Source organism: Bombilactobacillus sp. ESL1097 (assembly GCF_058107205.1).
This window is the reverse complement of the sequence record NZ_JBYLUB010000002.1, coordinates 434,522-459,710: the sequence shown is the minus strand read 5'-3', so window position 1 is coordinate 459,710 and position 25,189 is coordinate 434,522. Positions and strand designations below refer to the sequence as shown.

Genomic DNA, 25,189 nt, shown 5'->3' with positions numbered 1-25,189 from the left:
AACCCAATTAATTAATTCGCTCTAACCGGGTAACACTTTCCACGTGCTTAGTCATTGGAAACATGTCGACTGGAGTGCTAGTTTTGGCTTGATAATCCGTACGTAATAAATCAACATCGCGAGCCAGCGTAGCTGGGTTACAACTGATATAAACGATACGCTGGGGTTTTAAGCTGTGAATACTCTCAATTAAGCTAGCATCTAAGCCTTTGCGTGGTGGGTCCACCACTAACACGTCAATTGGGCGTTGTTCCTGTGCCCATTTTTGTAAGACATCTTCTGTCTTACCAACAATAAATTGGGCATTATCAATTTGATTAATCGCGGCATTAACTTGCGCATCGTGCACGGCTTGTTTGACTACTTCAATGCCAATCACTTGCTGCGCCTTGTCGGCTAAACTCAAACCAATCGTTCCAATCCCAGAATAAGCATCCACAACGATTTCTTGTCCCGTTAAAGCTGCTGCGTCAATCGCTAATTGATATAATTTTTGCGTTTGCTCCGGATTAACTTGGTAAAAAGATTGCGGCGAAATGCGAAATTCTTTTCCTAAAATTTGATCCGTAATATAACTTTGACCTGCTACTAATTCAAACTTCGAACCCAAAATCACGTTCGTTTTCTTCGCATTGATATTTAAATACAGAGACTTAACAGTAGCATTTTGCATAATTGCTTTACATAACTGTGGCAACTGTTTAATTTCATCAGACATAACGACCAACACTACCAACAGCTCACCAGTTGTTGCAGAGCGCCGCACCATGATATGGCGCACTTGACCACGATTGTGTATCTCATCGTAGCCTTGTAAACCAAATTGTCGTAATAAGTCCCGAATTTGATTAATTTCCGCATCAATTGCTGGCGCTTGAATCAAATAATCATCTAATGGCACTAAATCATGGGAGCGACTGCGAAAGAAACCGGTCGTGGCTTGACCCTGAAGCGTCCGTACTGGAATCTGTGCCTTATTGCGATAACCTAGCGGCTGCGTCGCCCCCACGGTCGGTTGAACGGCGATGTCTAAATGATGCTTTTGAAAATTATTCACCACTTGTTGCCGTTTAAATTCTAACTGCCGCTCGTAACGCCAATGAATGAGCGGTGCAATACCCGTTTGGATATATTTGGGATCATATTGGCTCACCCGATCTGGTGAAGCTTGTAACACTTCTAAAGTTTTAGCAAAACCAAACTTGCGACCTACCTTCGTGACTACTGCTTTAACCTGCTCTTGTGGCAAAGCATTTTCCACAAATAACGAGTAACCGTCAACTTTAGCCACGCCTAAGCCTTCATAGGATAAATCTAAAATCTCCAACGTCACGACTTGATTCTTTTTTAAATTGGTTGTTTGCATAATTTTTCCTTTTACCTAATTTGACTAAAAAAGTTGTCTCCCCCAACAAAAACATTTGCTGAGTTGAAGTCTAACAACTTCGAGACAACTTTAATAGTTATTCTTTTAATGAATTAACACCTTGAACAAACTGTTCTTCAGCTTGCTTTTCATCAGGCGTTTCTGTATTTAACGAGTGATCCGGGATGGCATCAATATCGGCAAAAATTTGAATATGGTGCCGTAAAACCTTGATCTCCATCGGTGCGTCACCACCATATTCGCCATCCAAATTAATCATAATCCGCTGATCATCATTGGGGCGAACAAAAAGCTTTTTGGTTTTAGTATAAATAATCTTTGGATCATCAATATGCTTACCGCCATTCAAAGCTTTGGCAATTAACACTAGAATTTCGGCAATATTGGCGCCTTTAACAATTAACAAAGATGCCTTACCATCACCCAATTCTGCATCGGGAGCAACTTGCTCAAAGCCACCAACGGAATTCGTCAATCCCGATAAGAACAGTGTTACATCACCATCATAGACGCCATCGTCATACTCAATATGCATGTTAATTGGTTTGATTCGGGGCAACATCTCAGCGCCTTTAACTAAGTAAGCTAAATACCCCAAAATGGACTTATATTCTGACGGTACTTCATAAGTCACTTCCGAGATGGAGCCTCCACCAGCAATATTCATAAAATAGTGGTCGCCTGCTTTGCCAATATCCATTGGCAATAATTGCTTTTTTAAAATGACGCGGGCCGCAGCTACGGGATCATTGCGGGGAATTTTCAAAGCCCGCGCATAATCATTCGTTGTCCCACCAGGAATCACTGCCATGGGCGGGCGCTTATCTAATGGTGAAATGCCGTTCACCACTTCGTTTAAGGTTCCATCGCCCCCAGCAGCCACAATTAAATCAAACCCTGCTAAAGCTGCCCGCTGGGCTTCTTTTTGGGCAGATAACGGTTCTGGCGTCGTTTGAAAAGCACTCGCTTCATACCCCGCTTCTTCCAACACATTTAAAATGCCCGCAACACTTTTTAAAATTGTTTCATTTCCCGAGGTTGGATTATAAATCAACCGAGCTTTCATTCATTAACCTCTTAGCGTTTTTTGATTTCTGCATTTAAAATTTGGTTCACCATCTTAGGGTTAGCCTTACCTCGCGTTTGTTTCATAATCTGACCAACTAAAAAGCCGATAGCCCGATCTTTACCATTTTTAAAATCAATAATTGATTGTTCATTATCATCCAAAATTTGATTAATAATTGGTGTCAACACGTTAGGATCAGATTCTTGAACCATTCCTTTAGCCTCAACGAATGCCTTCGGTTCGGTTCCGTTAGCAATCGTTTCTGCAAAAACTTTCTTCGCAATTTTCGAAGAAATCGTGCCATCTTTAACTAAATTAATCATTGTCGCTAAGTTTTGCGGCGTCAATTTCGTTTGCACCAGATCCAAATCGTTTTCGTTCAAATAAGCATTGACATTGACCATCAACCAATTAGAAACTTGCTTGGCATCAGCACCTAAAGCGACGGTTTGATCAAAGAAATCTGACATTTCTTTGGTATCTGTTAGAACACCCGCATCGTATTCTGGAATTCCCAATTCGTCAATATAGCGTTGCCGTCTTTTATCAGGCATTTCTGGAATGGCTTGTTTAATTTGTTCAATCCATTCACTAGTAATATGATAATCTGGCAAATCTGGCTCTGGGAAATAACGATAATCATCGGAGCCTTCCTTGACCCGCATCAAAATCGTTGAAGCTGTGGCCTCATCGTAACGCCGCGTTTCCTGCGCCACTGAGCCCCCCGCCATTAAAATCTCGGATTGCCGCTTGGTTTCAAAAGCTAAACCATTTAACACATGTCTAAACGAGTTTAAGTTCTTTAATTCAACTTTTTGGCCTAATTTATCTGAGCCAATGGGGCGAATAGAAATATTAGTATCCACCCGCATGGAGCCTTCTTCCATTTTGACATCTGAAGCACCAGTAAATTGGACAATTTGCCGCAATTTTTCTAAATAAGCATAAGCCTCTTCTGGTGAAGCAATATCAGGCTTGGACACAATTTCAATTAATGGTGTACCTTGCCGATTCAAGTCAACATACGAGTAACCATCATCCGCATGGGTATTTTTACCAGCATCTTCTTCAACATGCATTTCTTCAATACCAATTTTTTTCTTGTGTCCATTAACTTCAATTTCAATCCAGCCATCATGAGCCAACGGTTTTTCTTTTTGCGTAATTTGATAAGCTTTGGGATTATCTGGATAAAAGTAATTCTTCCGATCAAAATGCGTATGGTGTTCAACTTCCGCATTCAAAGCTAGAGCAACCATAACTCCTAGACGGTAAGCATTTTGATTAACGGTCGGCAAGGTTCCCGGCATCCCAAAATCAATCACATTAGTCATCGTATTGGGACTAGCACCATAGGAAACAGGGGCGGGACTAAACATCTTGGATTTTGTTTTGAGTTCCACGTGCACTTCTAGGCCAATTGTCGTTTCAAAATTCATTAATTATTGCCTCCTAACTGTGGACGTTGCTGTAAAAATGCTGATTCATCTTCGACAACTTGGGCAGCATTAAAAATAGTTTGTTCTGCAAAAGGCTTGGCAATCATCTGTAAGCCCACTGGCATTCCTTCAGCTAAGCCCACTGGCACTGAAGCTGCTGGTAAACCAGCTAAGTTGGCCGGAATAGTCAAAATATCGTTCATGTACATAACTACTGGATCTTCAATCCGACTCCCTAAATCAAAGGCTGTTGTTGGTGCGGTCGGTCCCACGATTAAATCATAATCTTGAAAGACTTTATTAAAATCATCCATAATTAATGTCCGCACCTGTGCCGCCTTATTAAAGTAAGCATCATAGTACCCAGCTGATAAAGCAAAACTACCTAACATAATCCGGCGCTTAACTTCATCACCAAAACCTTCACTACGTGACTTAACGTAAACATCATCCAGGTTATGAACATCTTGTGCTCGATAACCATACCGAATGCCATCATAGCGTTGTAAGTTAGAAGAAGCTTCACTTGATGCAATAATATAATAAACTTGCACCGCATATTGCGCATGTGGTAATTGGACGGTATCAATCGTGGCACCATTTTGTTCTAAAATGCGAATGCCCCGTTCAACTTGCGCTTTGACTTGTTCATCGACACCTTCACCCATAAACTCTTCGGGAACGGCAACTTTTAAGCCACGCACATCAGCTTGAATGTTCCAATCAGGCACTGGTTGTTGGGTACTTGTATTATCATGTTGATCAAAACCACTGATCGCTTGTAAAACTTGAGCTGAGTCAGCCACGTGGCGTGACAAAACGCCCACTTGATCCAAACTTGAACTAAAGGCAATCACGCCCCAACGCGAAACGCGACCATAAGTCGGTTTAATTCCAAAAACACCATTAAAGGAAGCCGGCTGGCGCACGGAACCACCAGTATCAGTTCCTAAAGCAGCAATAACTTGACCTGAAGCCACTGCCGAGGCCGAACCACCAGAAGAACCGCCGGGAACCTTTTGCGTATTCCAAGCATTTTTAACGGGTCCAAAATAAGATGTTTCACTGGAAGAACCCATCGCAAATTCATCCATATTGGTTTTACCAATATTAATTAAACCAGCCTCAAACGCTTTTTGCGTCACCGTGGCATCATAAGTTGGCACAAAATTATTTAAAATTTTACTAGCAGCAGTCGTGGTCATGCCCTTAGTTAAAATATTATCCTTAATGGCCAACGGAATTCCCTTTAAGGTTTCATCAGGACCCACCGCTACTGGTGCCAATTGAGCTGCAGCGTCATTGACAGTAATAAAGGAATTCAACTGTGGATTCAGTGCCTGGATATTTTCTAAAGTTGCTTGTACTAACTCTTGACTACTAATTTGTTTCGTAGCCAGTTTTTGATGGAGCGTCGCAATTGTTTCATCAAAATAATTCACGTTACTTGTCCCCCTGATTTAACATTGATGGCACTTTAATAAAGCCACTCTCTTGTTCTGGAACATTTTTTAAAAGTGTGTCGCGACCCGGACCTTCTTGGGGCTCATCAAGTCGAAAAGTACTCTCTTGCCGTGCAATATGCGTCGTTGGCGCAACTCCTGCCGTGTCCACTTGACTTAATTCATCTTCCATTCGAATAATGTCGTCTAACTGCACCGTAAAATGTTCTAAACTGGCATCATCAAATTCTAACTTTGATAAGTCAGCCACATGGCGCACTAATTCTTTATCAAGCATTAAATCATCCCTTCATAAACACAATATTTAATAAATGAGCTCTCTAACTTTAATAAGAAGTCAAAACATGACTGCTATACTGTTTACTATTATAATCTTTTGTTAACAACGACTGCAAATCCTGAACGGTTTGAATTTTAATTTCTACGGCTGGTTGTTGTGGTAAATATCGATTAGCTGAATCTTGGACAAATTGCGTGAAACTATTGATCTGTGCCACACCGTAGAATTGAGTCGTAATTGTAATAGCTAGTCCTTGTAAGGAACCATCCTGATAATGAGCCTGCGCAGTTACCCCACTTAAATTAGGGAAATAACTTTGCACATGGTTCTTAAAGTTAGAGAAGCTATCGGCATCGCTACTATTAATCGGTGATTCATCATTAACCACCGGCCAAACTTGATTTTGTTGTTTAATAGCTTTCCAGTCAGCAACTTGCTTTTGCTTCGGCTGACTTACACCATAACTAAAGAAAGTCCCTCCGACTAGCGAGTCATTCACATTTTGTTTATACAAACCAACTGTAATAGGCACATTTTTTAAACTGGCTTTTTGGCGTAAGCGCGTAACAATCTCATCGGCCATTTTCTTCCCCTGCGCTAAGCGCTGTTCCGGGGTAATTTTCGTTTCAAACTGAGCACCATACTTTTCCTTAGTATAATAATCGACGTCATTCATTGCCAAGCCAATTGTCACACCGGATAAAGTATAACTTTTATCATTCTGTGTATAAAAATCCTGTTCCAATAATTGCTGCAGGTAAATAGGATTGCGCTTATCGGGCTCTAGTGAACCATTATCTTCCGGATTTAACCCCATCGGATTTTTGGCTGATTTACGATCTAACCAATTTTGGGCCGTTTTGGCCGAAATAATTTTACCTTCCTGAAAAGAGTAACGATCAGTAGAAAATTCTTTCTTCGAAATATCCAGTAGGCCACTTTCAAAGGCTGCTTGATTACCATCATTATCACTATCGCTATCAGCCGTTAAACCGGCAATCGGACTGGTATGATACTTGCCATTGTTCAGTAAGGTACTATATTGTCCGGTTTTCGAAGCCCCAGTAGTCGTCATCTTACTGCTTTTTTCATTACTATGTGAAGACAAGGTGGAATTATTTAAGTTACCACAACCAGCTAATAATAACGTTGTCAAAACGACAGTAATAATCCCCGCAATCTTATTTTTTGGCATATTTACACTTCCTCAAGTTGTTGTTGTAATTGGCTTTCATCCCAAATAGCTACTCCTAATTGCCGAGCCTTTGTTAATTTACTACCCGCTTTTGCACCAGCAATTAAAATATCGGTTTTTTTGGAAACGGAACTAGTAACATGCGCTCCCAAATGTTCTAGTTGTGTCGTCAATTGCGCCCGCGTATAGTGTTGCAAAGAGCCCGTCAAGACAATTGTTTTACCATTAAAAATAGTATTATCACTTGAAGCACCAGCAGTTTGATAAGTTAAATTGACTTGTAACTTGGCTAATTCTGTAACTAGTTGTTGCACTTTCGGATTCTGAAAATAAACAGTCACACTGTCCGCAATAATCTCCCCTAAAGTTGCAATCTGCGCAATTTGCTCTTTGGAAGCAGCCATCAGCGCGGTTAAAGTTTGAAAATTTTGTGCTAATAATAACGCCGCTTTCGCACCAACATGGCGAATCCCTAAACCATATAATAAGCGTTCTAAGGAATTAGCTTTCGAGCGGTCAATAGCTGTTAACAAATTATGAATGGATTTATCTTTAAAACCCGGAATTTCCGTCAAGTCACTGGCTGTTAGCCGGTACAAATCAGCGACATCGCGTACTAAGTGTTTTTGCCACAGCTGTTGGATAATTTTCGGGCCTAAACCTGTAATGTCCATGGCATTCCGTGATGCAAAATGAGTTAAGCCCTCTTGCACCTGCGCCGGACACATTGGATTAATACAACGTAAAGCTACTTCTTCTTCCAGATGTACCAGTTGCGATTGACAAGAAGGACATTGTTGTGGAATGACGTATGGTTGACTATCACGAGAACGCTGATCAACCAAAACTTGCGAAACTTCGGGAATAATATCCCCCGCTTTATGAAGCAATACCACGTCATGCAAGCGAATATCTTTTTGTTTAATTAAATCTGGATTATGCAACGTGGCCCGCGCCACTGTCGTGCCCGCCAATTGTACAGGATCCATCACAGCAGTCGGTGTCACCACACCTGTCCGCCCCACAGTCCAGACAATCTCATTAATCCGCGTTTTAGCTTGCTCGGGGGGGAATTTATAAGCAATTTCCCACCGTGGAACTTTGACCGTATTACCCAGAGTTGCTTGGGCTTGGAGATCATTGACTTTTAAAACTACTCCGTCAATGCCATAGGGTAAATCAGTCCGTAATTCTTGGTATTTAGCAATAAAATCTTGCACGCCTTCTAAGTCATGACTGACAAAATGGTCAGGATTCGTTTGAAAGCCCAAATCTTGCATTGTCGTCAAAGCTTGGGCTTGATTATTCACAGCTAAAGCTTGCGGTTGCATCAAAGTGTAGATAAAAGTGCTTAATTGCCGTTGTTTCGTGACTTGTGCATCCAATTGCCGTAAGCTACCCGCAGCAGCATTGCGCGGATTGGCAAAAGCACTAGCGCCGTTTTGATCACGCTTTTGATTTAATTGTTGAAAAGCAGCCTTGGACATGTAGCATTCACCACGAACTTCCAGATCCAAAGGCTGGGCTAAAGTCTGTGGAATATCACTAATTGTTCGCACGTTAGCTGTCACGTCTTCACCTACTTGACCATCACCACGGGTGGAAGCTTGGACTAATTTTCCTTGTTCATAGCGCAGTGATAACGCCAAGCCATCAATCTTTAACTCCACACAATAATCTACAGGATGACCCAAAGCCATTTTTAAACGATTATTAAAAGTTTGCAGCTCTTCAAACGAAAAAACATCACCCATTGATAACATCGGAATGGCATGATTAACTTTTGAAAATTCTGGTAAAACAACATCACCCACCAATTGACTAGGAGAATCTGGCGTTACTAATTGGGGAAACTGCTGTTCTAATTGTAATAATTGTTCATATTGTTGATCATAAACATAATCTTCAACTAAGGGGGCATCTTTAGTATAGTAAGCTGCCCGCTCCTGATTCAGTTGTGTGCGTAATTTGGTTAATTGCTCTTGAGCTGTGGATTGATCCATATCATTCTCCTGACTCAACTTTTTTAATCGGGGCAAACTCAGCTAATAGGCGTTTAATGCCGGTCGGTTGTTCAAAGGCAATATCTAACTCGGCGCTTTCGCCTTGTCCCGTAACTTTTACAATCGTCCCAATGCCCCAAGCTTTATGCTGTACCTGTTGACCAATTTGCCAATGAACTTGACCAGCAGCACTTTGATTCGCCACACTCGGAGCTTGTGGGTGTTGTTGGGGTTTACGTGGCCGACGAATAGAGCGACGTTGATCAAACGGGTATTGCGTCGTATTAGCTTGCGGTTGCACAGCTTTTTGTTCTAATAAATCAGGGGTAATTTCGTCAACGAATCGCGATTGAGGATTACTCTGGGTACGACCATATAACATTCTGGACCAGGCACTGGTCAAATATAGCCGTTCCTGTGCCCGGGTAATGCCGACATAAGCCAACCGCCGTTCTTCTTCCAGTTGCTCAGCATCATTCAGTGAGCGACTTAAAGGAAAAATTCCTTCTTCCATGCCCACTAAAAAGACTACTGGAAATTCCAAACCTTTTGCCGCGTGTAATGTTAACAACGTCAGCTGATCACTTTGGTCAGCTTCCGTATCTTCACTGCTCACTAACGCTAATTCTGCTAAAAAATCGACCAGAAAATCAGCTGCTTCATCCTCTGGCTCATAATTTTGATCAAAATCTTGTGTCACCGTTAATAATTCTTGAATATTTTCTAAACGTGTTTGAGCCTCAAGGCTATCTTGCCGCTCTAAGTTAGCCACATAGCCACTTTGTTCAAGCACCGCTTGCATTAAATCAGTCATATTGGCATAAGCCTTGGGTTGTTGCAACTTGTGAATCATCTGCGCAAAATTTTGCAGGTTGAGTTTAACTTTACCTGATAAGCCTGTAATGGTATCGGCATTGAAAGCTGCTTCTAACAAACTAATTTGTTTTTGATCGGCAGCTTGCTGCAACTTCGCCAAAGAGCCCTGTCCTATCCCGCGTTTAGGTTCATTAATTACTCGTTGAAAACTTAAAGAATCTTTAGGATTGGCAACCAATTGTAGGTAGGCTAAAACATCCCGAATTTCTTTGCGATCATAGAATTTGTGCCCACCAATAATTTTGTACGGTAGGTTCGCCTTTAACAATTGATCTTCAAAAATTCGCGATTGTGCATTAGTCCGGTACAAAATGGCCATTTGCTTTAACTGATAATCTCCCGCCTGGCGTAATTTGACAATTTGGTCAATTACATACAACGCTTCATCCCGTTCGGAAGCAGCACGATAATAAGCAATTTTTTCACCCTGCGGATTATCTGTCCATAATTTCTTCGGTTGCCGATTATTATTATTGGCAATCACATCATTAGCTGCTTGTAGTATCACTTTGGTCGAGCGGTAATTCTGTTCCAATAAAATTGTTTGTGCTTGAGGATAATCCTGTTCAAAATTCAAAATATTATCCATGTTAGCACCGCGCCAACCATAGATACTCTGATCGCCATCACCCACGACACAAATGTTTTGGTATTTGGCTGCTAACAAACTAACTAAGCGATACTGAGCATCATTCGTATCCTGATATTCATCCACGTGAATGTAATGAAACTTTTCTTGATAAGAATCTAAAATTTGCGGATTTTGCTCAAATAAAATCGTCGTCTGCATAATCAAGTCATCAAAATCCATACTTTGATTATCTTGTAAGCGCGCCTGATATTGTTCATAAACTTGGGCAGCGACTTTTTCAAACGGACTATTAGCTTGTTGAGCATAAGCTTTAGGCGTTAGTAACTCATTTTTGGCACCACTAATCACACTCAATAAAGCCCGCGGATCATATTTTTTGGGATCAAGATTTAACTGCTTTAAAATTTGCTTCACCAAAGTTAATTGCTCTGATGAACCCGTAATTGTAAAAGCGCGACTATAGCCAATTGCTTCTGCCTCACGGCGCAAAATTCGCACACACATCGAATGAAAGGTCGAGACCCAAACTCCCTGTGCATGTTCACCTAACAATTTTTGAACCCGTTCTTGCATTTCACGCGCAGCTTTATTGGTAAACGTAATCGCCAAAATGTGCCACGGCAAAACCTCTTGTTCTTCGATTAAATAAGCAATCCGGTGTGTCAAAACTCGCGTTTTACCACTACCAGCTCCAGCCAAAACCAACAAGGGACCATTTGTTGTCGTTGTTGCCTGTTTTTGTTTATCGTTTAGTCCCTGTAAAATAGCTGTTTCTGACATTAAATTCTTCCTTTTCTTTTCTAAATTACAGTCTCAATTATAGCAAACTCCCGCGGACAATCCAGCCACACGAAAAGAATATCTATCATACAATCGCAAAAATTATCCACCAATTTTTCAGTGCGTCTAACTCCCAATATTTAGCATCTTCTGCAGCTGTTAATGCCAAACAAAGAGGTTGGGCTAAAAGTCAGCTGACAGTTCAAGCTGAACTGAACTGCTGGCTTTTTCAATTCAATCAGCTTAATGATCACATACAATCATTAAGCTGATTGACCCCAACCTTGATTTATTATTTTTTATTTTCAAACAAGTCAGTTTTGTCACACAGCACTCTAATTTAAGCCCACCCGGGTAAAAATTTCATCAATATGTTTTAAATGCCAGTGATAATCAAAGGCTTCATCTAAATCAGCGGGACTCAAATACTGCATAATTTGCTCATCAGCTTCTAGTAACGGCCGAAAGTCCACGTGCTCTTCCCAAACTTGAGCCGTCTTGGGTTGCACCAAATCATAGGCTTGCTCTCGACTTAACCCCGCATCAATTAACTTCAACAACACGCGTTGTGAATAAATCAAGCCATGCGTAACATTTAAATCAGCAGCCATTTTATCTTCAAAAACGGTTAAATTGCTTAAAATTTTAGTAAAACGTTGTAACATATAGTCCAAAATTTCCGTGGAATCTGGCAAAATAATCCGTTCCGCTGAGCTGTGCGAGATATCCCGCTCATGCCACAATTCAATATCTTCTAGTGCGGTAAAAACATGTCCTTTTAAAACACGTGCTAAACCCGTAATATTTTCTGAACCAATCGGATTACGCTTATGAGGCATCGCTGAGGAACCTTTTTGTCCTGGCGCAAAATGTTCCTCGACTTCGCGCACTTCAGTGCGTTGTAAATGTCTAATTTCTAAGGCAAAACGTTCTAAGGAAGCCCCAATCAAAGCCAACGTCATGATATATTCAGCATGCAAATCACGCGGTAACACTTGTGTAGAAATTTCCTGCGCTGTCAAACCTAATTGGGCACACACCATTTGTTCGACTTCGGGAGGCACGTTAGCAAAAGTCCCTACCGCACCACTGATCTTCCCGGCTTGAACGCCTTGAGCAGCATGATCAAACCGTTGTAAATCGCGTTTTAATTCTGAATACCAATTGGCCAATACTAAGCCAAAGGTGGTGGGTTCAGCATGAACACCATGAGTCCGGCCCATCATCACCGCCGTTTTATATTGTTGCGCCTTTTGAGCCACTACGTGTAACAACTCCACTAAGTCTTGGCGCAACAAAGTATTAGCTTGTTTTAACAAATAGCCATACGCTGTATCGACGACATCTGTCGAAGTAACTCCAAAATGAATCCACTTTTTTTCTGGACCTAAGCTTTTGGAAACAGTCCGTGTGAAAGCTACCACATCATGCTTCGTAATTTTTTCCATTGCGATAATATCTGCTACTTGAAAGCTAGCGTTGTGTTCAATGGCAGCTAAATCAGCATCCGGAATTTTTCCGAGACGATTCCAAGCTCGGTCAACGGCAATCTCCACTTCTAACCACGCCTGATATTTATTTTGCTCACTCCAAATTTGGGCCATTGCTGGATTCTGATACCGTTTGATAACCATGAACTTCTCCTTTATCCCTTAACTGTAAAGCTACCGCTATTTTTAAATCTGCCACAACTCTGTGGCGTTCACATAATTGAGTAATTGTTGTTCATTTTCCGCAAAAACCACTAAAGTTCCAACTTCTGTTTGGTCTGTGGCAGACGAATAGTCACGATGATTAAATTTTAATTGCCATTGTGGATGTTGCTGAATCAAAGCCACCGCTGTGGACAAATGCTGTTTAGTCACCTGTAACTCACAGCCATTCATCCAGGGGGTTAAGTTAGGCAGGGGCCAATTACACAAACTGCGGATTAACAATTCTTCCTGAGAGGTTTGCGTCACCGCTGCAAAAATTTGCGCGGAAAACACGGTTCCCGGATATAACCGTTCAACATAGAGCATTCCAGATTGGGTAGTACACAATTTAATCGCAAACAAGCCTTGATAATGCAAATGACTGCCAATGGTTTGGGCAATTTCTTGTACTTCTTGTTTCAAAGCGACTTCATCAGTTTTCGTAACTAAAGCCGTTTTCAAGCCTTGCGGGCGTGTAACCTTGATCAACGGATAAGTTTTAATGTCGCCCGTGTAATCTTTCGTAACCATGGCAAAGACTTCTTGATGAATATCGACCAATGATTCCAAAATAAAGGAGCCTTGTGGCAATTGATAATTGTCAATTTGTGCTTGATTATAAAATGTTTCTTGAAAATCAGGATCCACCGCGCGTTGAATCGGTTTTAAAAGACATGGAAACCCAATTTCTGAAACAGCCATTTGTAAGTCAGCTTTATTCACAACCGTGACATACGGAGTAATATTCAAATTATGTTCGTTCAAAAAGCACCGTTCTAAATAACGATCTTGCATCAAATCAAGAATTTCAGTACCTTGAACTAATTTTTCCGGCTGGGCTAATTGTTGCGGATCAGGTAATTCGATCTGACTATCATTATATAAAACTAAATCCACAGCTTGAAACAAGCGTTCTAACAATTCTAAGTTGTGGTAATCACCCACGATTAATTTACTAACAACATTAGTCCATTGCTTCGGCTGGTCAGTCAAAACTGTCACCTGAAAGCCCATATTTTGCGCTTGAATGGCCAATTGCTGATCACTACTACCACCATGAATAATTCCTAATTTACTGTTCGGTTCCATAAATTCCATGCTTAATTCTGCCTCATTCTTCTGCAAAAATTACCTTTCCGTTCTCAAAACCACTGATTCTAGCTAAGGACAGAATCGGAATCTGCTGTTCATCAATCAGCTGCCGCCCTTTTTGGAAAGTCTTTTCAATGACAATTCCAATTCCTTCTAACGTCGCCCCTGATTGTTGAATAATCGTGGTCAAGCCGGAAACTGCTTGTCCATTAGCCAAAAAATCATCCACAATTAAAACGTGATCTTGAGCAGTCAAAAACTTTTTAGCAATACTAATTTGATTAGTTTCTTTTTTAGTAAAGGAGTAAACATCCGCAACATATAAATCCGAACTCATTGTAATAGAACGATGCTTCCGAGCAAAAACCACTGGCTTTTGAAAAGCAACGCCCGTTAAAACGGCGGGCGCAATTCCCGAAGATTCAACAGTTAAAATTTTGGTAATCGGCAATTTTTGAAAATGCTGATAAAAAGCCTGACCCATTTTTTGCATTAACAGCGGATCAATTTGATGATTTAAGAAACTGTCAACTTTGAGCACATCTCGGCCTAAAACTCGACCATCCTGCTTGATTCGTTCTTCTAGTTCACGCATTGTGGTGCCTCCCTAAGCTTTACTTTAAGATTACCATTATCACTGCATTAGTGAAATACTTTAATTTATTTGGTATCATATTCATCTAAATTATAAGTCTGAATAATTTTGATTAGTTTTTTAGCATAATCTGGATCTGTAGCATAACCATCTTTTTGCAAACTTTGTGCCGCCTCGACATAGTTGTCAGCCGCTAGTACGTGCTGGTATTGCTGCTTATTCCAAGTAGTACCGTTTGCCAACAATGCATCATGATCGGCAATGGATGCTTCAAAATTAGTATAAACCTTAAAACGGGCGGTCACCGTGACCCACTGTCCATTTTGGTACTCTTGAGTTTGCAATTCTTGCGACTCCTGGGGATTGTCATCTTTCACGCCAAACAAATTATGATAATCACTAGCCAAACTACTTTGCCCCCAATTACTTTCCAAAATAGCTTGGGCCAACGTCACACTTGGTAATACATGATACTGTTGCCCGTATTTCACAGCCGCTGGTGCTAACTTTTTAATAAATTGCTGTTTTTGCCGAAATTGATTCTGTACTTGAATATTCGGCTGCGAGTTCACAACTTCTTGTCGCCAATGATTAATCATTATGACCGCTAAAACAAATCCACAACCTAAGATTAAAATTGCCACCAAGCCATTCGCAAAATTATTTTGCTGAGTTGCCCGGCTACGCCTTTTTGCCAAATTTTTCACCGATATCTTTCTCATAATTATGATAACATGCACCCAAGATTTATGTAAAAAAAAACCAGCCCGTGGGCTGGTCAGCACTAAGAGTTTAAGCTTAGTCTTTGTTAACGTTAACTGCTTGTGGTCCACGATCACTTTCTTCGATATCGAAAGTAACTGATTGACCTTCTTCAAGAGTCTTATAGCCTTCACCGTTGATAGCGGAGAAATGTACGAATACATCACTACCATCTTCGCGAGTAATAAAACCATAACCTTTTTCAGCGTTAAACCATTTTACTGTTCCATGTTCCATGTGAACATCCTCCTCAAAACACTTTTTGCATTTCTTTGTGGCCGATATGGAAGTTAGTTACACATGAACCATCGAACCATAACCATTCAAAAACACGTCTTTATATTAACATGCTCACAAAAGATAATCAATCAAGTTTTGCTAAATTTATTAAATTTATTTTAATATGGAAAGCACACTTTAAACAGCTCTTTGCGCTCCTAGAGCCTAACAAGAACCACTTCTTCACATTAAGAAACCAGCAATCAAAAAATTAAAAAATCTAGTAAAGTGAATAATATTCTTATCCAAATTGTCGTAGTGCCACTTGTTTAAATATTCGCCAAAAATTAAGTATTAAGCGATTTTTGTTCAATCATTTTCATATATGACAACAAAAAAAGTAGCCGTAGCTACTTTAATTAAGATGCGGGTAAGAAGACTCGAACTTCCACGGAGATAATTCTCCACAAGATCCTTAGTCTTGCGCGTCTGCCAATTCCGCCATGCCCGCAAAAACAATACTCATTCATCATAATATGAATGGGCAAATTTTGCAAGCAACTGCGGCAAAAATAAATTAGCATCAATTAACACAAATCTTTTATTTTTATGAGGCAACTGGCATCTAACTCCAATTGGGAGCTGGAACAAAAAATTTTAACCTAAGCGCTGTAAACACTTAGCAATCTCAGCCGTTGCTTGGTCTTGATCTTGTTCAGACTGCTGAAATTGATCCAAGTCCACCGTACGATTATCTTTCATACTATCAATCATTTGCTGGCAAGCTTGAACATAAGCTTGATAGGCTTGAACTAAATTCATATGAATGCCCATAAAACGTGCTGGAGCTCTTAAATCGGCTAATTGTTGGGTTAATTGAGCATATTCATCAGTCCCATGCTGAAAATCACCCTGAATTGCCAAGTAATGAGCGGATTGCATTTGCTCTAATTCGTTTTTTTGCAAAGCCGTTTTAATTTCTTGAAACTTAGGATTCAACTCTTCTTGAATTTCCTGCGTCCGTTGTAAAACATCATTTAATATTTGTGCGTACTTGATTGCCCGCTGTTGTGCTTTATTAACCATGTCTTTGCCTCCTTAAAATTGATCAAAAACTGTATACGGCAACTGCCGCTTATGAGCAGTCTTCAAATACCAATTTTCAATCTTTTGGGCTGCTGATGCTGTGACTTCTTTGCCTTCCAAATAATCATCAATCTCTTGATACGTTACCCCCAAAGCAACTTCATCAGCTAAGCCTGGCCGACCATCCTCTAAATCAGCCGTCGGGGTTTTAGTATATAAATTGGCCGGGGCTTGCAAGTATTGCAATAATTGACGGCCTTGGCGCTTATTTAACCTAAATAAAGGCGTAACATCGGCGGCACCATCACCGTATTTAGTATAAAAACCCGTAATATTTTCCGCGGCGTGATCGGTTCCCACTACAACGCCCTTAGTTTCACCAGCAATCGCATACTGTACAATCATGCGTTGACGCGCTTTAATATTGCCTTTATTAAAATCACTAATGGTTAAGCCATTAGGTGTGATACTAGCCACGACTGCATCTACCGCTGGCTTAATATCCACCCGATAAGTCTTGTCCGGTTGAATAAAGTCTAAAGCCTGTAAAGCATCTGATTCATCAGCTTGTTGCCCATAAGGCAAACGAACGGCAATAAATTGGTAACTAGATTGGGGTTGTTCTGCTCGTAATTCACTAACAGCTAACTGGGCCAAGCGACCTGTTAAAGTCGAATCTTGACCACCAGAAATTCCTAACACTAATGTTTTTAATTGATTTTTTTGTAAAAAATGCTTTAAAAAGTCCACACTCCGCTGTACTTCTTGTTCGGGATCAATCTGGGGCGCAACTTTTTCAAAAGCAATAATTTCTTTTTGTAATGGACGCAATCTTAAAACCTCATTTCTCAAATACAATTACTTTAACACAGTTTGATAAATTTCACTGATTGTTTGAGCCAAACGTTCGTTAGAAAAATTGGCAGCACAATATTCATAATATTTCTGGCCCAAAGCGCGTAATTCATCTTTTTGCCACAAGTCATGAGCTTGAATTAACGCCTGTTTTAGGCTTTCAAAATCATTAATAGGGGTAATCCACCCCAGCCCCGGTTGAACGGCTTGCGCATCCGAACCAGCATCACTAGCGACCACGGGTAAACCATTATTAGCTGCTTCTAGTAAAACTAGTGGAAAGCCTTCCGATAATGATGGTAGGACAAATAAGTCCGCGTTTTGGTAATACTGCTCTGTTTTGTCTTGAAAGCCGATAAATTCGACTTTTTGTGCCAAATCTAGTTCTTGTACTAAGTGTTCCAATTGGGGCCGCGAAGTTCCATCACCCACTAGCTTTAAGCGCCAGTCAAAATCTAGCTCTGCTAAAACTTTTAAGAGTAATTGTTGGTTTTTCACAGGCACTAAACGAGCAACATTCAATAGCGTAAACGGATCTTGTCGCGTCGTTTGGGGCGCTTTTTCGCGAAAGTACATTGTATTAAAGACCGGCTTGATTTTGTCTGCGGCAATCCCCACTTGTTCTAAAATTGGCTTAAATTTAGCAGTTACTGGCATCAATAGCTCAGCTTTTTTCAAGGCCCGTAAATTTAAAGAAGTCATTAACTTTCCTTTGAAATTGTCAGCAAAATCCACATAAGGATCACTATGAACCGTAATGATCCACTTTGCATGCACATGCCTATAAATCAAACTCATTAAAAAATTAGCCCGGGGACCATGCGTATTCACAATATCAATTTGATTATCATTAATGAACTTCTTGAGACGCCCGAGCACCCGCAAATCCAACTGCCCATCTTGGTTCATAATAGTAGTGGGAATTTGCCATTCATTTGCTAGATCAGAAACTGGCCCCCGTTCAAAAACTAAGAGCTGCGAATCAATATCTCGTTGATTCAAGCCCCGTAAAATATTAATAATAATCGTTCGTCCGCCGCCATTTTCATTCCCGGCGTTCACGTGTAAAGTTTTCATAAATTAAATCCTCACAATAAATTGTTAAACAAATCTAGTTATCGTAAACTAAAGGTATTAAAAAAGGAGTTTAGAAAAATTGCCAAAACAAATTAAAATCTTAGATTTGCCTTTTATTAGTACTACTAATCAAAATTTTATAAAGTTACTCCAGCAACGTATCACTAATCATCAAAATACCTTTATTGTTACTGCTAACCCTGAGATTGCAGTTTATGCTTACGATCATCCAGAATATCGCAAATTAATTCAAACAGCCGACTACATCACTCCTGATGGTATCGGGATTATTAAAGCAGGACAAATGATGCATCAACCACTCTCCGAACGAATTACTGGCTTTGATACACTTACTAGTTTACTAGAAATTGCCAATAAGTGTAGCCTAAAAGTATATTTATTAGGTGCTAAACCCGAAATTATTACTAAAACCGTCCAAAATATTCACCAAAAATATCCCCAACTAAAACTTGTCGGATCACATGACGGGTATTTTCAAGATGAACAACCCATTGTCCAAGAAATAAAACAAACTAAGCCTGATATCGTGGCTGTCGCTTTAGGGTTTCCCAAACAGGAAGAATTTATTTATCGCCACCGCCAACTGACGCCTGCAATTTGGATTGGCGTGGGAGGCAGTTTTGACGTCTTATCTGGAACGGTCAAACGCGCCCCGCAATTAATTCAAAACTGGCACTTAGAATGGCTCTATCGCTTATTAAGCCATCCTAGTCGTTTTAAACGTTTCTTAGCTTTACCGCGCTTTTTAAAATTAGTTAATCAGCAACATTAACCCTGAAAATCTTTGAGTAGTTCCGCACTTAATAGTGTCCTAATAATATCTTTTTAATTTTTGTAACAGCATCATTACCTTTCAAATTACGCCAACGACGCAAAAAAATTCCGTTCCTAAATTAATTTTTAAGAACGGAATTTTTGATTACTTAGAAAAAAGTTCAGCTTTAAGGAAACATAACTTTAGTTTTTCTAGAGGCTAGATGTTGTGGTTTGGGTTTTTGTAAGACAAACAACAAGTATGCTGTGACCCAACCAAAATACATGCTAACTCCGGGCGCATTGAGAACATGCCCTGAAAAGATTGACATAAAAATTCCCAAGCCAAAGGCCACAAAATACAATAAATTGGTTTGAATTTTTGGTTGGAAAAAGTAACGGCAGAATTCAAACAATAAATAGAAGATAATGCCGACTAACGGCAAAATTGTAATCACGAAACCAATAATTCCAAATTGGAAGAAGAAGTCTAACCAATCCATCTCCACAGTTCGTGGATGCTTACGATAATTACCCCCGTAGCCCATCCCAAATAATTTTTGGGCCAAGGCAGATTTTTTATATTCATAACTATTTAGGCGATAATAATTGGTCCGGCCGCTTAATAACTTCGCTAGTAGCGGATTACTTAATTCCTTATTTTGCAATAAGAAACGCTCGTAATGATCCATATGCTTTCTGTGCTTTTTATCAGACAACATTTTCTTTTTATTTTGTTGATTTTCGCGAATAATTCGATTTTGAATCACACTATTATCATGAACTGGTGAATGCGGATAAATTGCTAAAACTCCCCCCAATAAAACGGCAATTAGAACCGTATTAATGATATTGGCAGCTTTTTTTTCATGCGTCACAAAGATTCGTATTAACTGCAAACAGAAGGCCGAAATGAGCGCTAAAATCATCCCATAGAAACAGCTTTTCGTTCCGAGCATTGTAATAGAATTGACGGATAGAATCACGCCGCCAAAGTACCAATAATTATGTTGCTGCTGAGACTTTTCTAGCGCATATAGCAAAACAATTGGAAAGGCAATTGCCAAAATTGCACTTAACTCATTGCCAGCATTAAACCAACCACTTGTTCCTAATTTTCCCTGGGGATAGGTATGAAAAGCCGTCTTGGTCATAACTGCTACAATCATGACCACGTTAATCATCATTTGTGCCCAATAAACAAAAACCGGCACCGAACGCTTTAATTGCTGTGCTGATAAATTCTTAAACGCGTAGTACATGCCCAAAATAATAATTAAGTAATGCAGACTTTTAAAACACGCCGAAATTTCTGTAAACCACGAAAAAGCGGGCTTATTGAAATAATTAACCACCAAATTAATCACAACTAATACTAATAATAGTCCTAAGAACCACGGCACATAACGATCCAGCCAATCATCACGCTGGTGCGCAACTTTTAAAATAAAGCCAACAATTAAAACTAGCATAATTGCACGAATCGCTACGCCCAGTGTCAAACTAAAGTTAGGCAATACTTTCATTTGCCAACCGGTAATCACATCCAAAATTGGTTGTATTAAAAAATAAATCATTAAATACCAACTAAAACGTTGAATTGAACTAGATTTCACAATAATTCTCCATTATCTTTTATCTTTCTAAATAAAACTCAAAGCGCTCACCCACATACTGTGAACGAACATATTCAAACGGTTGCTCATCATCTAAGAAGGTAACCTGCCGTAATCTTAGCACAGGAGCACCCCGCTTGACCTTTAAAAGCTCAGCTACTTTTTCTGAGGCTAACATTGCTGACACATTCTGTTGAGCATGTCCGAGCTTTAAGCCCTTTTGCTCTAAAGCGTGATACAGCGATTGTGTAATTTGCTGTTGACTTAAATCCCGAACAAGATTCCACGGTACAGTAGTGATTTCAAAACAAATGGGCACGCCATCGGCTAAGCGAATGCGTTCCATTCGCAAAACATCAATTTTATCGGCTAATTGTAAATGCTCTTTCTCACTGAGCGTCGGTTCGGCAAGATGATAGGAAACAACGCGACTAGCCGGCTTTTTGCCCTGTGATTTCATAATATCTGTAAAACTAGTCGTTCCGGACATTTTTTCCTGAACTTTTTGACTAGCAACATAAGTCCCAGAACCAACCTTACGTGACAAGATTCCTTCATCAACCAAGGTCTGAATAGCTTGCCGTGCGGTCATGCGACTCACAGCAAAATGCTGTGCTAACCAGCGCTCTGACGGAATTCTTTGGCCTACTTGCCACTTTCCTTGGGCAATCTCGGATTTCATTTGGTTATGAATCTGAACATAAATTGGTACTTCGGACACGGAGATTACCCCCCTCAAATTAAAAATAAAAAAAGACTGAAACCAACGTTTCAGTCAATTATTGGGTTAGCTGGATTCGAACCAGCGCATAATGGAGTCAAAGTCCATTGCCTTACCACTTGGCTATAACCCAATCAATGGAAGGGAGTGGATTCGAACCACCGAACCCGAAGGAGCGGATTTACAGTCCGCCGCGTTTAGCCAGACTTCGCTACCCTTCCAACATATCAATAGGACATTAAATATAATAACCAATTTTGTTCCATTTTGCAAGAGGTTATAACAAATTTTTTATTTTTCTATTGATAACTTCCGAAACATTCCACGAATATTATACCAATAATTCTTTTAAAAAACGAAAAAAGTTCACCAAAAGGTGAACTTTTATTAATTGATTCCGGACATTAATTTTTTGATTTTTGGTGTAAAGAAAATCAAGAGAATAGCAAAGGCAATTGCTACTAACCCCGTTACACCAAAGTAAGCCATTTCGTGGTGTGGATAAAATCTAACTAATTGGGAATTAATAGCTTGTCCCGCAGCATCTGCTAAGAACCACATACTCATCATTTCGGATGAGAAAGCTTTGGGCGCCAATTTAGTCGTAACTGAAAGACCAATTGGTGAGATTAACATTTCACCAATTTCTACAATGCCCCAGCTCAAAACTAACCATAATGGGTTAACTTTGCCGTGTGAACCGCCCATTAACGGTAAAACCAAAACTAAATAGGAAATACCGGTAAAGACTAAGCCTAACCAGAACTTAGTCGGTGACGAAGGCTGCTTTTTACCTAGCTTAGTCCAAAGAGAAGCAAATAATGGTGTATAAATAATAATAAAGAATGGATTTAACATTTGGAACCAGCTTGGATTCAATTCAAAGCTCCCCAAATGCAATTGCGTATTATTAGCAACAAATAAGCCCAAAATAGAAGAACCTTGCTCTTCAATGGCCCAGAAGATTACCGCAGCGATAAATAAGCCAATATAAGCATAAACGCGCGATTTTTCAATCTTAGTCACCTTTTTACTACTTAAAATAATAATAAAGTATGCAATTGGTAAAATAATGCCAAAAATACTGATTAAACTAATAAAGTTCTGTAAACTAGCTAACTTCATGACCATCATTAATAAAACAATAACGACAATTGCTAAGACAAAGACAATGACCTTTTTATAAAGTTTACTTTTTTCAGCATCAGTAATAGGATCAGTGGGTTTCAAAGTTTCTGCTGGTAAATATTTCTTTCCTTGAATATAATACGTGATTAAACCAAAGAACATCCCGATCGCCGCTAGTGAAAAGCCAACATGGAAGTTAAAACTCTTCCAAGCTTGACTAACTACTGCGGGCGCAATTAAGGAACCTAAGTTAATTCCCATGACAAAAATACTAAATCCAGCATCACGGCGGTTATCCTCAGCACTATATAAATCACCGACCATGTCCGAAACATTGGGTTTTAACAAACCAGTACCAATTGTAATGAACAAAATCGACAAGTATAACGTGGTAGAACCTAGCGGCAACGACAAGAAGATATGACCAAACATGATCAAAACCCCGCCCCAAAAGACGGTTCGCCGACTACCTAAAATACGATCACTAATATAACCTCCTAAAACACTGGTCATATAAACCAATGATCCGTAAATAGACATAATGGACGCAGCAGTTTCTTGCTTAAAGCCTAAGCCACCGAGCTTGATCGCATAGTACATGTAGTACAACAGAATTGCCCGCATGCCATAATAACTAAATCGTTCCCAAAATTCAGTCATAAATAGGGTCTTTAACCCCATAGGCTGACCAAAGAACGTCTTTTCCTTTTTTGTATCCATAAATATTCTCCCTAAATATTAAACAATGCCCTAACATTTTAATCTTTCTAATAGATAATGTCAAAAAACAATGCCCAATTTAGCGATTCCAGCCCAAACTAGTAAATAAACAATCTTTTTTGCGACAATTAGAAACATAAGGATTACCCGCAACAAAAAAACGTAAAGGTTTTTGTGCCCAATTACCACGTTGACTAACATTAATCCGCGCAGAAGTTTTAATAATTTTGGGCGTTTTAATTCGTTGATCACTTAAACTCAGCGTCTTGAAACTCAAGGGGGTTTGGTTTAAATCACGCGACGTAATTCCTAACGCTTGAGTCAACTTAGCAGGTCCATTCGTTAAATTAGTCGTCGTTGTCTGTTGCCGTAGTTCTCGCATAATAGTTAACCCCTTAGTCGGTTGCAGAGCCCGAATCAAAATACTTTCTGGTTGTCCTGACATTTGAACAACAATGTCCAATAAGTAATGTCCGCGCTGTGAATGAATATAAATGGTCCCTGGATCTTGATAAAGTGCTTGATTAGCGCGAGAATGATGACCACGATATGCATGTGAAGCAGAATCCGGCGTACCTAAATATGCTTCTGTCTCAACAATCAAACCAGCAGTTAAACCATAGGCAGAGTGATACTGTAATTCATGTCCTAACAAATCTTGAGCTAATTGAATCGTTGATTGACTGGTTAAAAATGCTGTAATTGAACTCATAAGAACCTCCTTTCTAAATACTTTATGGTAAAATTAAAAACATTAGCTCTATTTTCACAATGGTTAAACAGAACTAATATTATTAAGTCTTGCAATTTAATATCCAATTAAATTATTGAGCTAAAAAAACAAATTCGTCAACTAATTTGCGTTAAGAAAGGAAGAAAAAATGATTATCAAATTCACGGACGATTTAAATGATCAAATTTATCAAGATAGTTTAGTTTTAAGAAAAGCAGTTTTTATTCAAGAACAACATGTTCCGGCTGATCTAGAAATTGATCAGGATGAAGCAAATTGTCAATATTATGTAGGTTACGATGAACATAACGACCAGCCAATTGCCACAGCGCGCGTTTTAAAAGAAACGCCAACCCAATGGCATATTCAACGAGTTGCTGTTCGCCAAAATTTTCGGCATCAAGGATTTGCCAGTCAAATAATGCAGATGATTGAACAACACGCTCAAACGCAAGGAATTAAAACTCTCGTCTTAAATGCGCAAGATCAAGCTCAAAATTTTTATACTAATTTAGGATATCAGGTCGAAGGAAATCAATTTTTAGATGCTGGTATCAAACACCATAAAATGGTTAAAGCTGTTTAATCAAATAAATATGGACAAAATAAAAAACGCTATAACTTAATATAACGTTTTTTATTTTGTTTATAATAATACTGCCAGCTGCAGGATTCGAACCTGTGACCCTCGGTTTACGATACCGATGCTCTACCAACTGAGCTAAGCTGGCGAACAATTCGAAACTAATAAAAAAAGCCGGTTAAACATCCGACTATAACTCCGGTTGTCAGACTCGAACTGACGACACCCTGATTAACAGTCAGATGCTCTACCAACTGAGCTAAACCGGAATAAGAGCAGCATGGCAACGACCTATCCTCGCAGGTAGTTTCCCACCAACTACTTTCGGCGCTGAGAAGCTTAACTTCTGTGTTCGGCATGATTCCAGGTGTTTCCTCCTCGCTATCGCCACCACACTTACTCTCTTCTTACCTTCTGAAAGAACCTTAGTCCTCTCAAAACTGAATATTA

The 25,189-nt window shown here is 39.7% G+C and carries 22 protein-coding genes, 5 tRNA genes and 1 rRNA gene; 2 read left to right on the top strand and 26 right to left on the bottom strand.

Annotated features, from left to right (window positions below; all coding sequences use genetic code 11):
- Nucleotides 1-7: 7 nt before the first annotated feature.
- The 17 genes from rlmD to AC3B6D_RS06085 form a co-directional block, all read right to left on the bottom strand.
- Nucleotides 8-1,366 carry a 23S rRNA (uracil(1939)-C(5))-methyltransferase RlmD gene (rlmD, locus tag AC3B6D_RS06165; protein ID WP_489758214.1) on the bottom strand — a complete coding sequence of 453 codons (1,359 nt, stop codon included), beginning with the start codon at nucleotides 1,364-1,366 and terminating at the stop codon, nucleotides 8-10.
- A gap of 97 nt (nucleotides 1,367-1,463) precedes the next feature.
- Nucleotides 1,464-2,453: a diacylglycerol kinase family lipid kinase gene (locus AC3B6D_RS06160; RefSeq protein WP_489758213.1), complete on the bottom strand. Its 990-nt coding sequence runs from the start codon at nucleotides 2,451-2,453 to the stop codon at nucleotides 1,464-1,466.
- A gap of 11 nt (nucleotides 2,454-2,464) precedes the next feature.
- Nucleotides 2,465-3,895, bottom strand: coding sequence for an Asp-tRNA(Asn)/Glu-tRNA(Gln) amidotransferase subunit GatB (gene gatB, locus AC3B6D_RS06155; protein ID WP_489758212.1), 1,431 nt, complete (start codon nucleotides 3,893-3,895; stop codon nucleotides 2,465-2,467).
- A complete protein-coding gene (gene gatA / locus AC3B6D_RS06150; protein ID WP_489758211.1) occupies nucleotides 3,895-5,337 on the bottom strand; it encodes an Asp-tRNA(Asn)/Glu-tRNA(Gln) amidotransferase subunit GatA in 1,443 nt (480 codons plus the stop codon). Before gatA ends, gatB begins: the two co-directional genes overlap by 1 nt.
- Before the next feature lies 1 nt (nucleotide 5,338).
- The gene (gene gatC / locus AC3B6D_RS06145) at nucleotides 5,339-5,635 is read right to left on the bottom strand and encodes an Asp-tRNA(Asn)/Glu-tRNA(Gln) amidotransferase subunit GatC (protein WP_489758210.1); all 297 of its coding nucleotides are present in this window, start codon (nucleotides 5,633-5,635) and stop codon (nucleotides 5,339-5,341) included.
- A 49-nt stretch (nucleotides 5,636-5,684) separates the two neighbouring features.
- Nucleotides 5,685-6,833, bottom strand: a complete 1,149-nt coding sequence (locus AC3B6D_RS06140; protein ID WP_489769577.1) for a CamS family sex pheromone protein — start codon at nucleotides 6,831-6,833, stop codon at nucleotides 5,685-5,687.
- A gap of 2 nt (nucleotides 6,834-6,835) precedes the next feature.
- A complete protein-coding gene (ligA, locus tag AC3B6D_RS06135) occupies nucleotides 6,836-8,836 on the bottom strand; it encodes an NAD-dependent DNA ligase LigA (protein ID WP_489758208.1) in 2,001 nt (666 codons plus the stop codon).
- Nucleotide 8,837: 1 nt separating this feature from the next.
- Nucleotides 8,838-11,084: a DNA helicase PcrA gene (gene pcrA, locus AC3B6D_RS06130; protein WP_489758207.1), complete on the bottom strand. Its 2,247-nt coding sequence runs from the start codon at nucleotides 11,082-11,084 to the stop codon at nucleotides 8,838-8,840.
- A gap of 335 nt (nucleotides 11,085-11,419) precedes the next feature.
- A complete protein-coding gene (gene purB / locus AC3B6D_RS06125; protein ID WP_489775174.1) occupies nucleotides 11,420-12,718 on the bottom strand; it encodes an adenylosuccinate lyase in 1,299 nt (432 codons plus the stop codon).
- Between the two features lie 42 nt (nucleotides 12,719-12,760).
- Nucleotides 12,761-13,876, bottom strand: a complete 1,116-nt coding sequence (locus AC3B6D_RS06120; RefSeq protein WP_489758205.1) for an ATP-grasp domain-containing protein — start codon at nucleotides 13,874-13,876, stop codon at nucleotides 12,761-12,763.
- A 13-nt stretch (nucleotides 13,877-13,889) separates the two neighbouring features.
- Nucleotides 13,890-14,465 carry a xanthine phosphoribosyltransferase gene (locus tag AC3B6D_RS06115; RefSeq protein WP_489775173.1) on the bottom strand — a complete coding sequence of 192 codons (576 nt, stop codon included), beginning with the start codon at nucleotides 14,463-14,465 and terminating at the stop codon, nucleotides 13,890-13,892.
- 65 nt (nucleotides 14,466-14,530) lie between these two features.
- Nucleotides 14,531-15,172, bottom strand: coding sequence for a glycoside hydrolase family 73 protein (locus AC3B6D_RS06110; protein WP_489775172.1), 642 nt, complete (start codon nucleotides 15,170-15,172; stop codon nucleotides 14,531-14,533).
- Nucleotides 15,173-15,263: 91 nt separating this feature from the next.
- Complete coding sequence (locus tag AC3B6D_RS06105; protein WP_489756232.1) at nucleotides 15,264-15,464, bottom strand: cold-shock protein; 201 nt, start codon at nucleotides 15,462-15,464, stop codon at nucleotides 15,264-15,266.
- A 407-nt stretch (nucleotides 15,465-15,871) separates the two neighbouring features.
- Nucleotides 15,872-15,957, bottom strand: a tRNA-Leu gene (locus AC3B6D_RS06100).
- 146 nt (nucleotides 15,958-16,103) lie between these two features.
- A complete protein-coding gene (locus tag AC3B6D_RS06095; protein ID WP_489775171.1) occupies nucleotides 16,104-16,532 on the bottom strand; it encodes a hypothetical protein in 429 nt (142 codons plus the stop codon).
- A gap of 12 nt (nucleotides 16,533-16,544) precedes the next feature.
- On the bottom strand, nucleotides 16,545-17,363 hold the full coding sequence (gene nadE / locus AC3B6D_RS06090) for an NAD(+) synthase (RefSeq protein ID WP_489775170.1): 819 nt from the start codon (nucleotides 17,361-17,363) through the stop codon (nucleotides 16,545-16,547).
- Between the two features lie 27 nt (nucleotides 17,364-17,390).
- Nucleotides 17,391-18,464, bottom strand: coding sequence for a glycosyltransferase family 4 protein (locus tag AC3B6D_RS06085; protein WP_489775169.1), 1,074 nt, complete (start codon nucleotides 18,462-18,464; stop codon nucleotides 17,391-17,393).
- A gap of 79 nt (nucleotides 18,465-18,543) precedes the next feature.
- On the opposite strand from AC3B6D_RS06085, the gene AC3B6D_RS06080 reads away from it, so the two are divergent.
- Nucleotides 18,544-19,257, top strand: coding sequence for a WecB/TagA/CpsF family glycosyltransferase (locus AC3B6D_RS06080; protein WP_489775168.1), 714 nt, complete (start codon nucleotides 18,544-18,546; stop codon nucleotides 19,255-19,257).
- Between the two features lie 169 nt (nucleotides 19,258-19,426).
- Here AC3B6D_RS06080 and AC3B6D_RS06075 read toward each other — a convergent pair whose 3' ends face one another.
- The 6 genes from AC3B6D_RS06075 to AC3B6D_RS06050 all read right to left on the bottom strand — a co-directional run bounded on the left by AC3B6D_RS06075 (nucleotide 19,427) and on the right by AC3B6D_RS06050 (nucleotide 24,135).
- Entirely contained in the window at nucleotides 19,427-20,854 is a 1,428-nt protein-coding gene (locus AC3B6D_RS06075; RefSeq protein WP_489769568.1) for an O-antigen ligase family protein, read from the bottom strand.
- Nucleotides 20,855-20,873: 19 nt separating this feature from the next.
- Complete coding sequence (locus AC3B6D_RS06070; protein ID WP_489758197.1) at nucleotides 20,874-21,575, bottom strand: GntR family transcriptional regulator; 702 nt, start codon at nucleotides 21,573-21,575, stop codon at nucleotides 20,874-20,876.
- Nucleotides 21,576-21,636: 61 nt separating this feature from the next.
- Nucleotides 21,637-21,708: transfer RNA gene (locus tag AC3B6D_RS06065), tRNA-Gln, on the bottom strand.
- Between the two features lie 5 nt (nucleotides 21,709-21,713).
- Nucleotides 21,714-21,796, bottom strand: a tRNA-Tyr gene (locus AC3B6D_RS06060).
- Nucleotides 21,797-21,962: 166 nt separating this feature from the next.
- Nucleotides 21,963-23,423, bottom strand: coding sequence for a peptide MFS transporter (locus tag AC3B6D_RS06055; protein ID WP_489775167.1), 1,461 nt, complete (start codon nucleotides 23,421-23,423; stop codon nucleotides 21,963-21,965).
- A gap of 79 nt (nucleotides 23,424-23,502) precedes the next feature.
- The gene (locus tag AC3B6D_RS06050) at nucleotides 23,503-24,135 is read right to left on the bottom strand and encodes a DNA-3-methyladenine glycosylase (RefSeq protein WP_489758195.1); all 633 of its coding nucleotides are present in this window, start codon (nucleotides 24,133-24,135) and stop codon (nucleotides 23,503-23,505) included.
- Between the two features lie 169 nt (nucleotides 24,136-24,304).
- Here AC3B6D_RS06050 and AC3B6D_RS06045 point away from each other — a divergent pair, with 169 nt between their 5' ends.
- A complete protein-coding gene (locus tag AC3B6D_RS06045; RefSeq protein WP_489775166.1) occupies nucleotides 24,305-24,742 on the top strand; it encodes a GNAT family N-acetyltransferase in 438 nt (145 codons plus the stop codon).
- Nucleotides 24,743-24,814: 72 nt separating this feature from the next.
- On the opposite strand, the gene AC3B6D_RS06040 is transcribed toward AC3B6D_RS06045, so the two are convergent.
- From AC3B6D_RS06040 to rrf, 3 genes are all read right to left on the bottom strand, one after another.
- Nucleotides 24,815-24,887 (bottom strand) — tRNA-Thr (locus AC3B6D_RS06040).
- A 48-nt stretch (nucleotides 24,888-24,935) separates the two neighbouring features.
- Nucleotides 24,936-25,008 (bottom strand) — tRNA-Asn (locus AC3B6D_RS06035).
- A 9-nt stretch (nucleotides 25,009-25,017) separates the two neighbouring features.
- Nucleotides 25,018-25,134, bottom strand: a 5S ribosomal RNA gene (gene rrf / locus AC3B6D_RS06030).
- Between the last annotated feature and the right edge of the window lie 55 nt (nucleotides 25,135-25,189).

Excerpts from the sequence above, each read along its gene's own strand:
- rlmD (WP_489758214.1), bottom strand. The coding sequence starts at position 1,366 with ATGCAAACAACCAATTTAAAAAAGAATCAAGTCGTGACGTTGGAGATT.
- AC3B6D_RS06160 (WP_489758213.1), bottom strand. The coding sequence starts at position 2,453 with ATGAAAGCTCGGTTGATTTATAATCCAACCTCGGGAAATGAAACAATT.
- gatB (WP_489758212.1), bottom strand. The coding sequence starts at position 3,895 with ATGAATTTTGAAACGACAATTGGCCTAGAAGTGCACGTGGAACTCAAA.
- gatC (WP_489758210.1), bottom strand. The coding sequence starts at position 5,635 with ATGCTTGATAAAGAATTAGTGCGCCATGTGGCTGACTTATCAAAGTTA.
- AC3B6D_RS06140 (WP_489769577.1), bottom strand. The coding sequence starts at position 6,833 with ATGCCAAAAAATAAGATTGCGGGGATTATTACTGTCGTTTTGACAACG.
- ligA (WP_489758208.1), bottom strand. The coding sequence starts at position 8,836 with ATGGATCAATCCACAGCTCAAGAGCAATTAACCAAATTACGCACACAA.
- pcrA (WP_489758207.1), bottom strand. The coding sequence starts at position 11,084 with ATGTCAGAAACAGCTATTTTACAGGGACTAAACGATAAACAAAAACAG.
- purB (WP_489775174.1), bottom strand. The coding sequence starts at position 12,718 with ATGGTTATCAAACGGTATCAGAATCCAGCAATGGCCCAAATTTGGAGT.
- AC3B6D_RS06120 (WP_489758205.1), bottom strand. The coding sequence starts at position 13,876 with ATGGAATTTATGGAACCGAACAGTAAATTAGGAATTATTCATGGTGGT.
- AC3B6D_RS06115 (WP_489775173.1), bottom strand. The coding sequence starts at position 14,465 with ATGCGTGAACTAGAAGAACGAATCAAGCAGGATGGTCGAGTTTTAGGC.
- AC3B6D_RS06105 (WP_489756232.1), bottom strand. The coding sequence starts at position 15,464 with ATGGAACATGGAACAGTAAAATGGTTTAACGCTGAAAAAGGTTATGGT.
- AC3B6D_RS06095 (WP_489775171.1), bottom strand. The coding sequence starts at position 16,532 with ATGGTTAATAAAGCACAACAGCGGGCAATCAAGTACGCACAAATATTA.
- AC3B6D_RS06085 (WP_489775169.1), bottom strand. The coding sequence starts at position 18,464 with ATGAAAACTTTACACGTGAACGCCGGGAATGAAAATGGCGGCGGACGA.
- AC3B6D_RS06055 (WP_489775167.1), bottom strand. The coding sequence starts at position 23,423 with ATGGATACAAAAAAGGAAAAGACGTTCTTTGGTCAGCCTATGGGGTTA.
- AC3B6D_RS06050 (WP_489758195.1), bottom strand. The coding sequence starts at position 24,135 with ATGAGTTCAATTACAGCATTTTTAACCAGTCAATCAACGATTCAATTA.
- AC3B6D_RS06045 (WP_489775166.1), top strand. The coding sequence starts at position 24,305 with ATGATTATCAAATTCACGGACGATTTAAATGATCAAATTTATCAAGAT.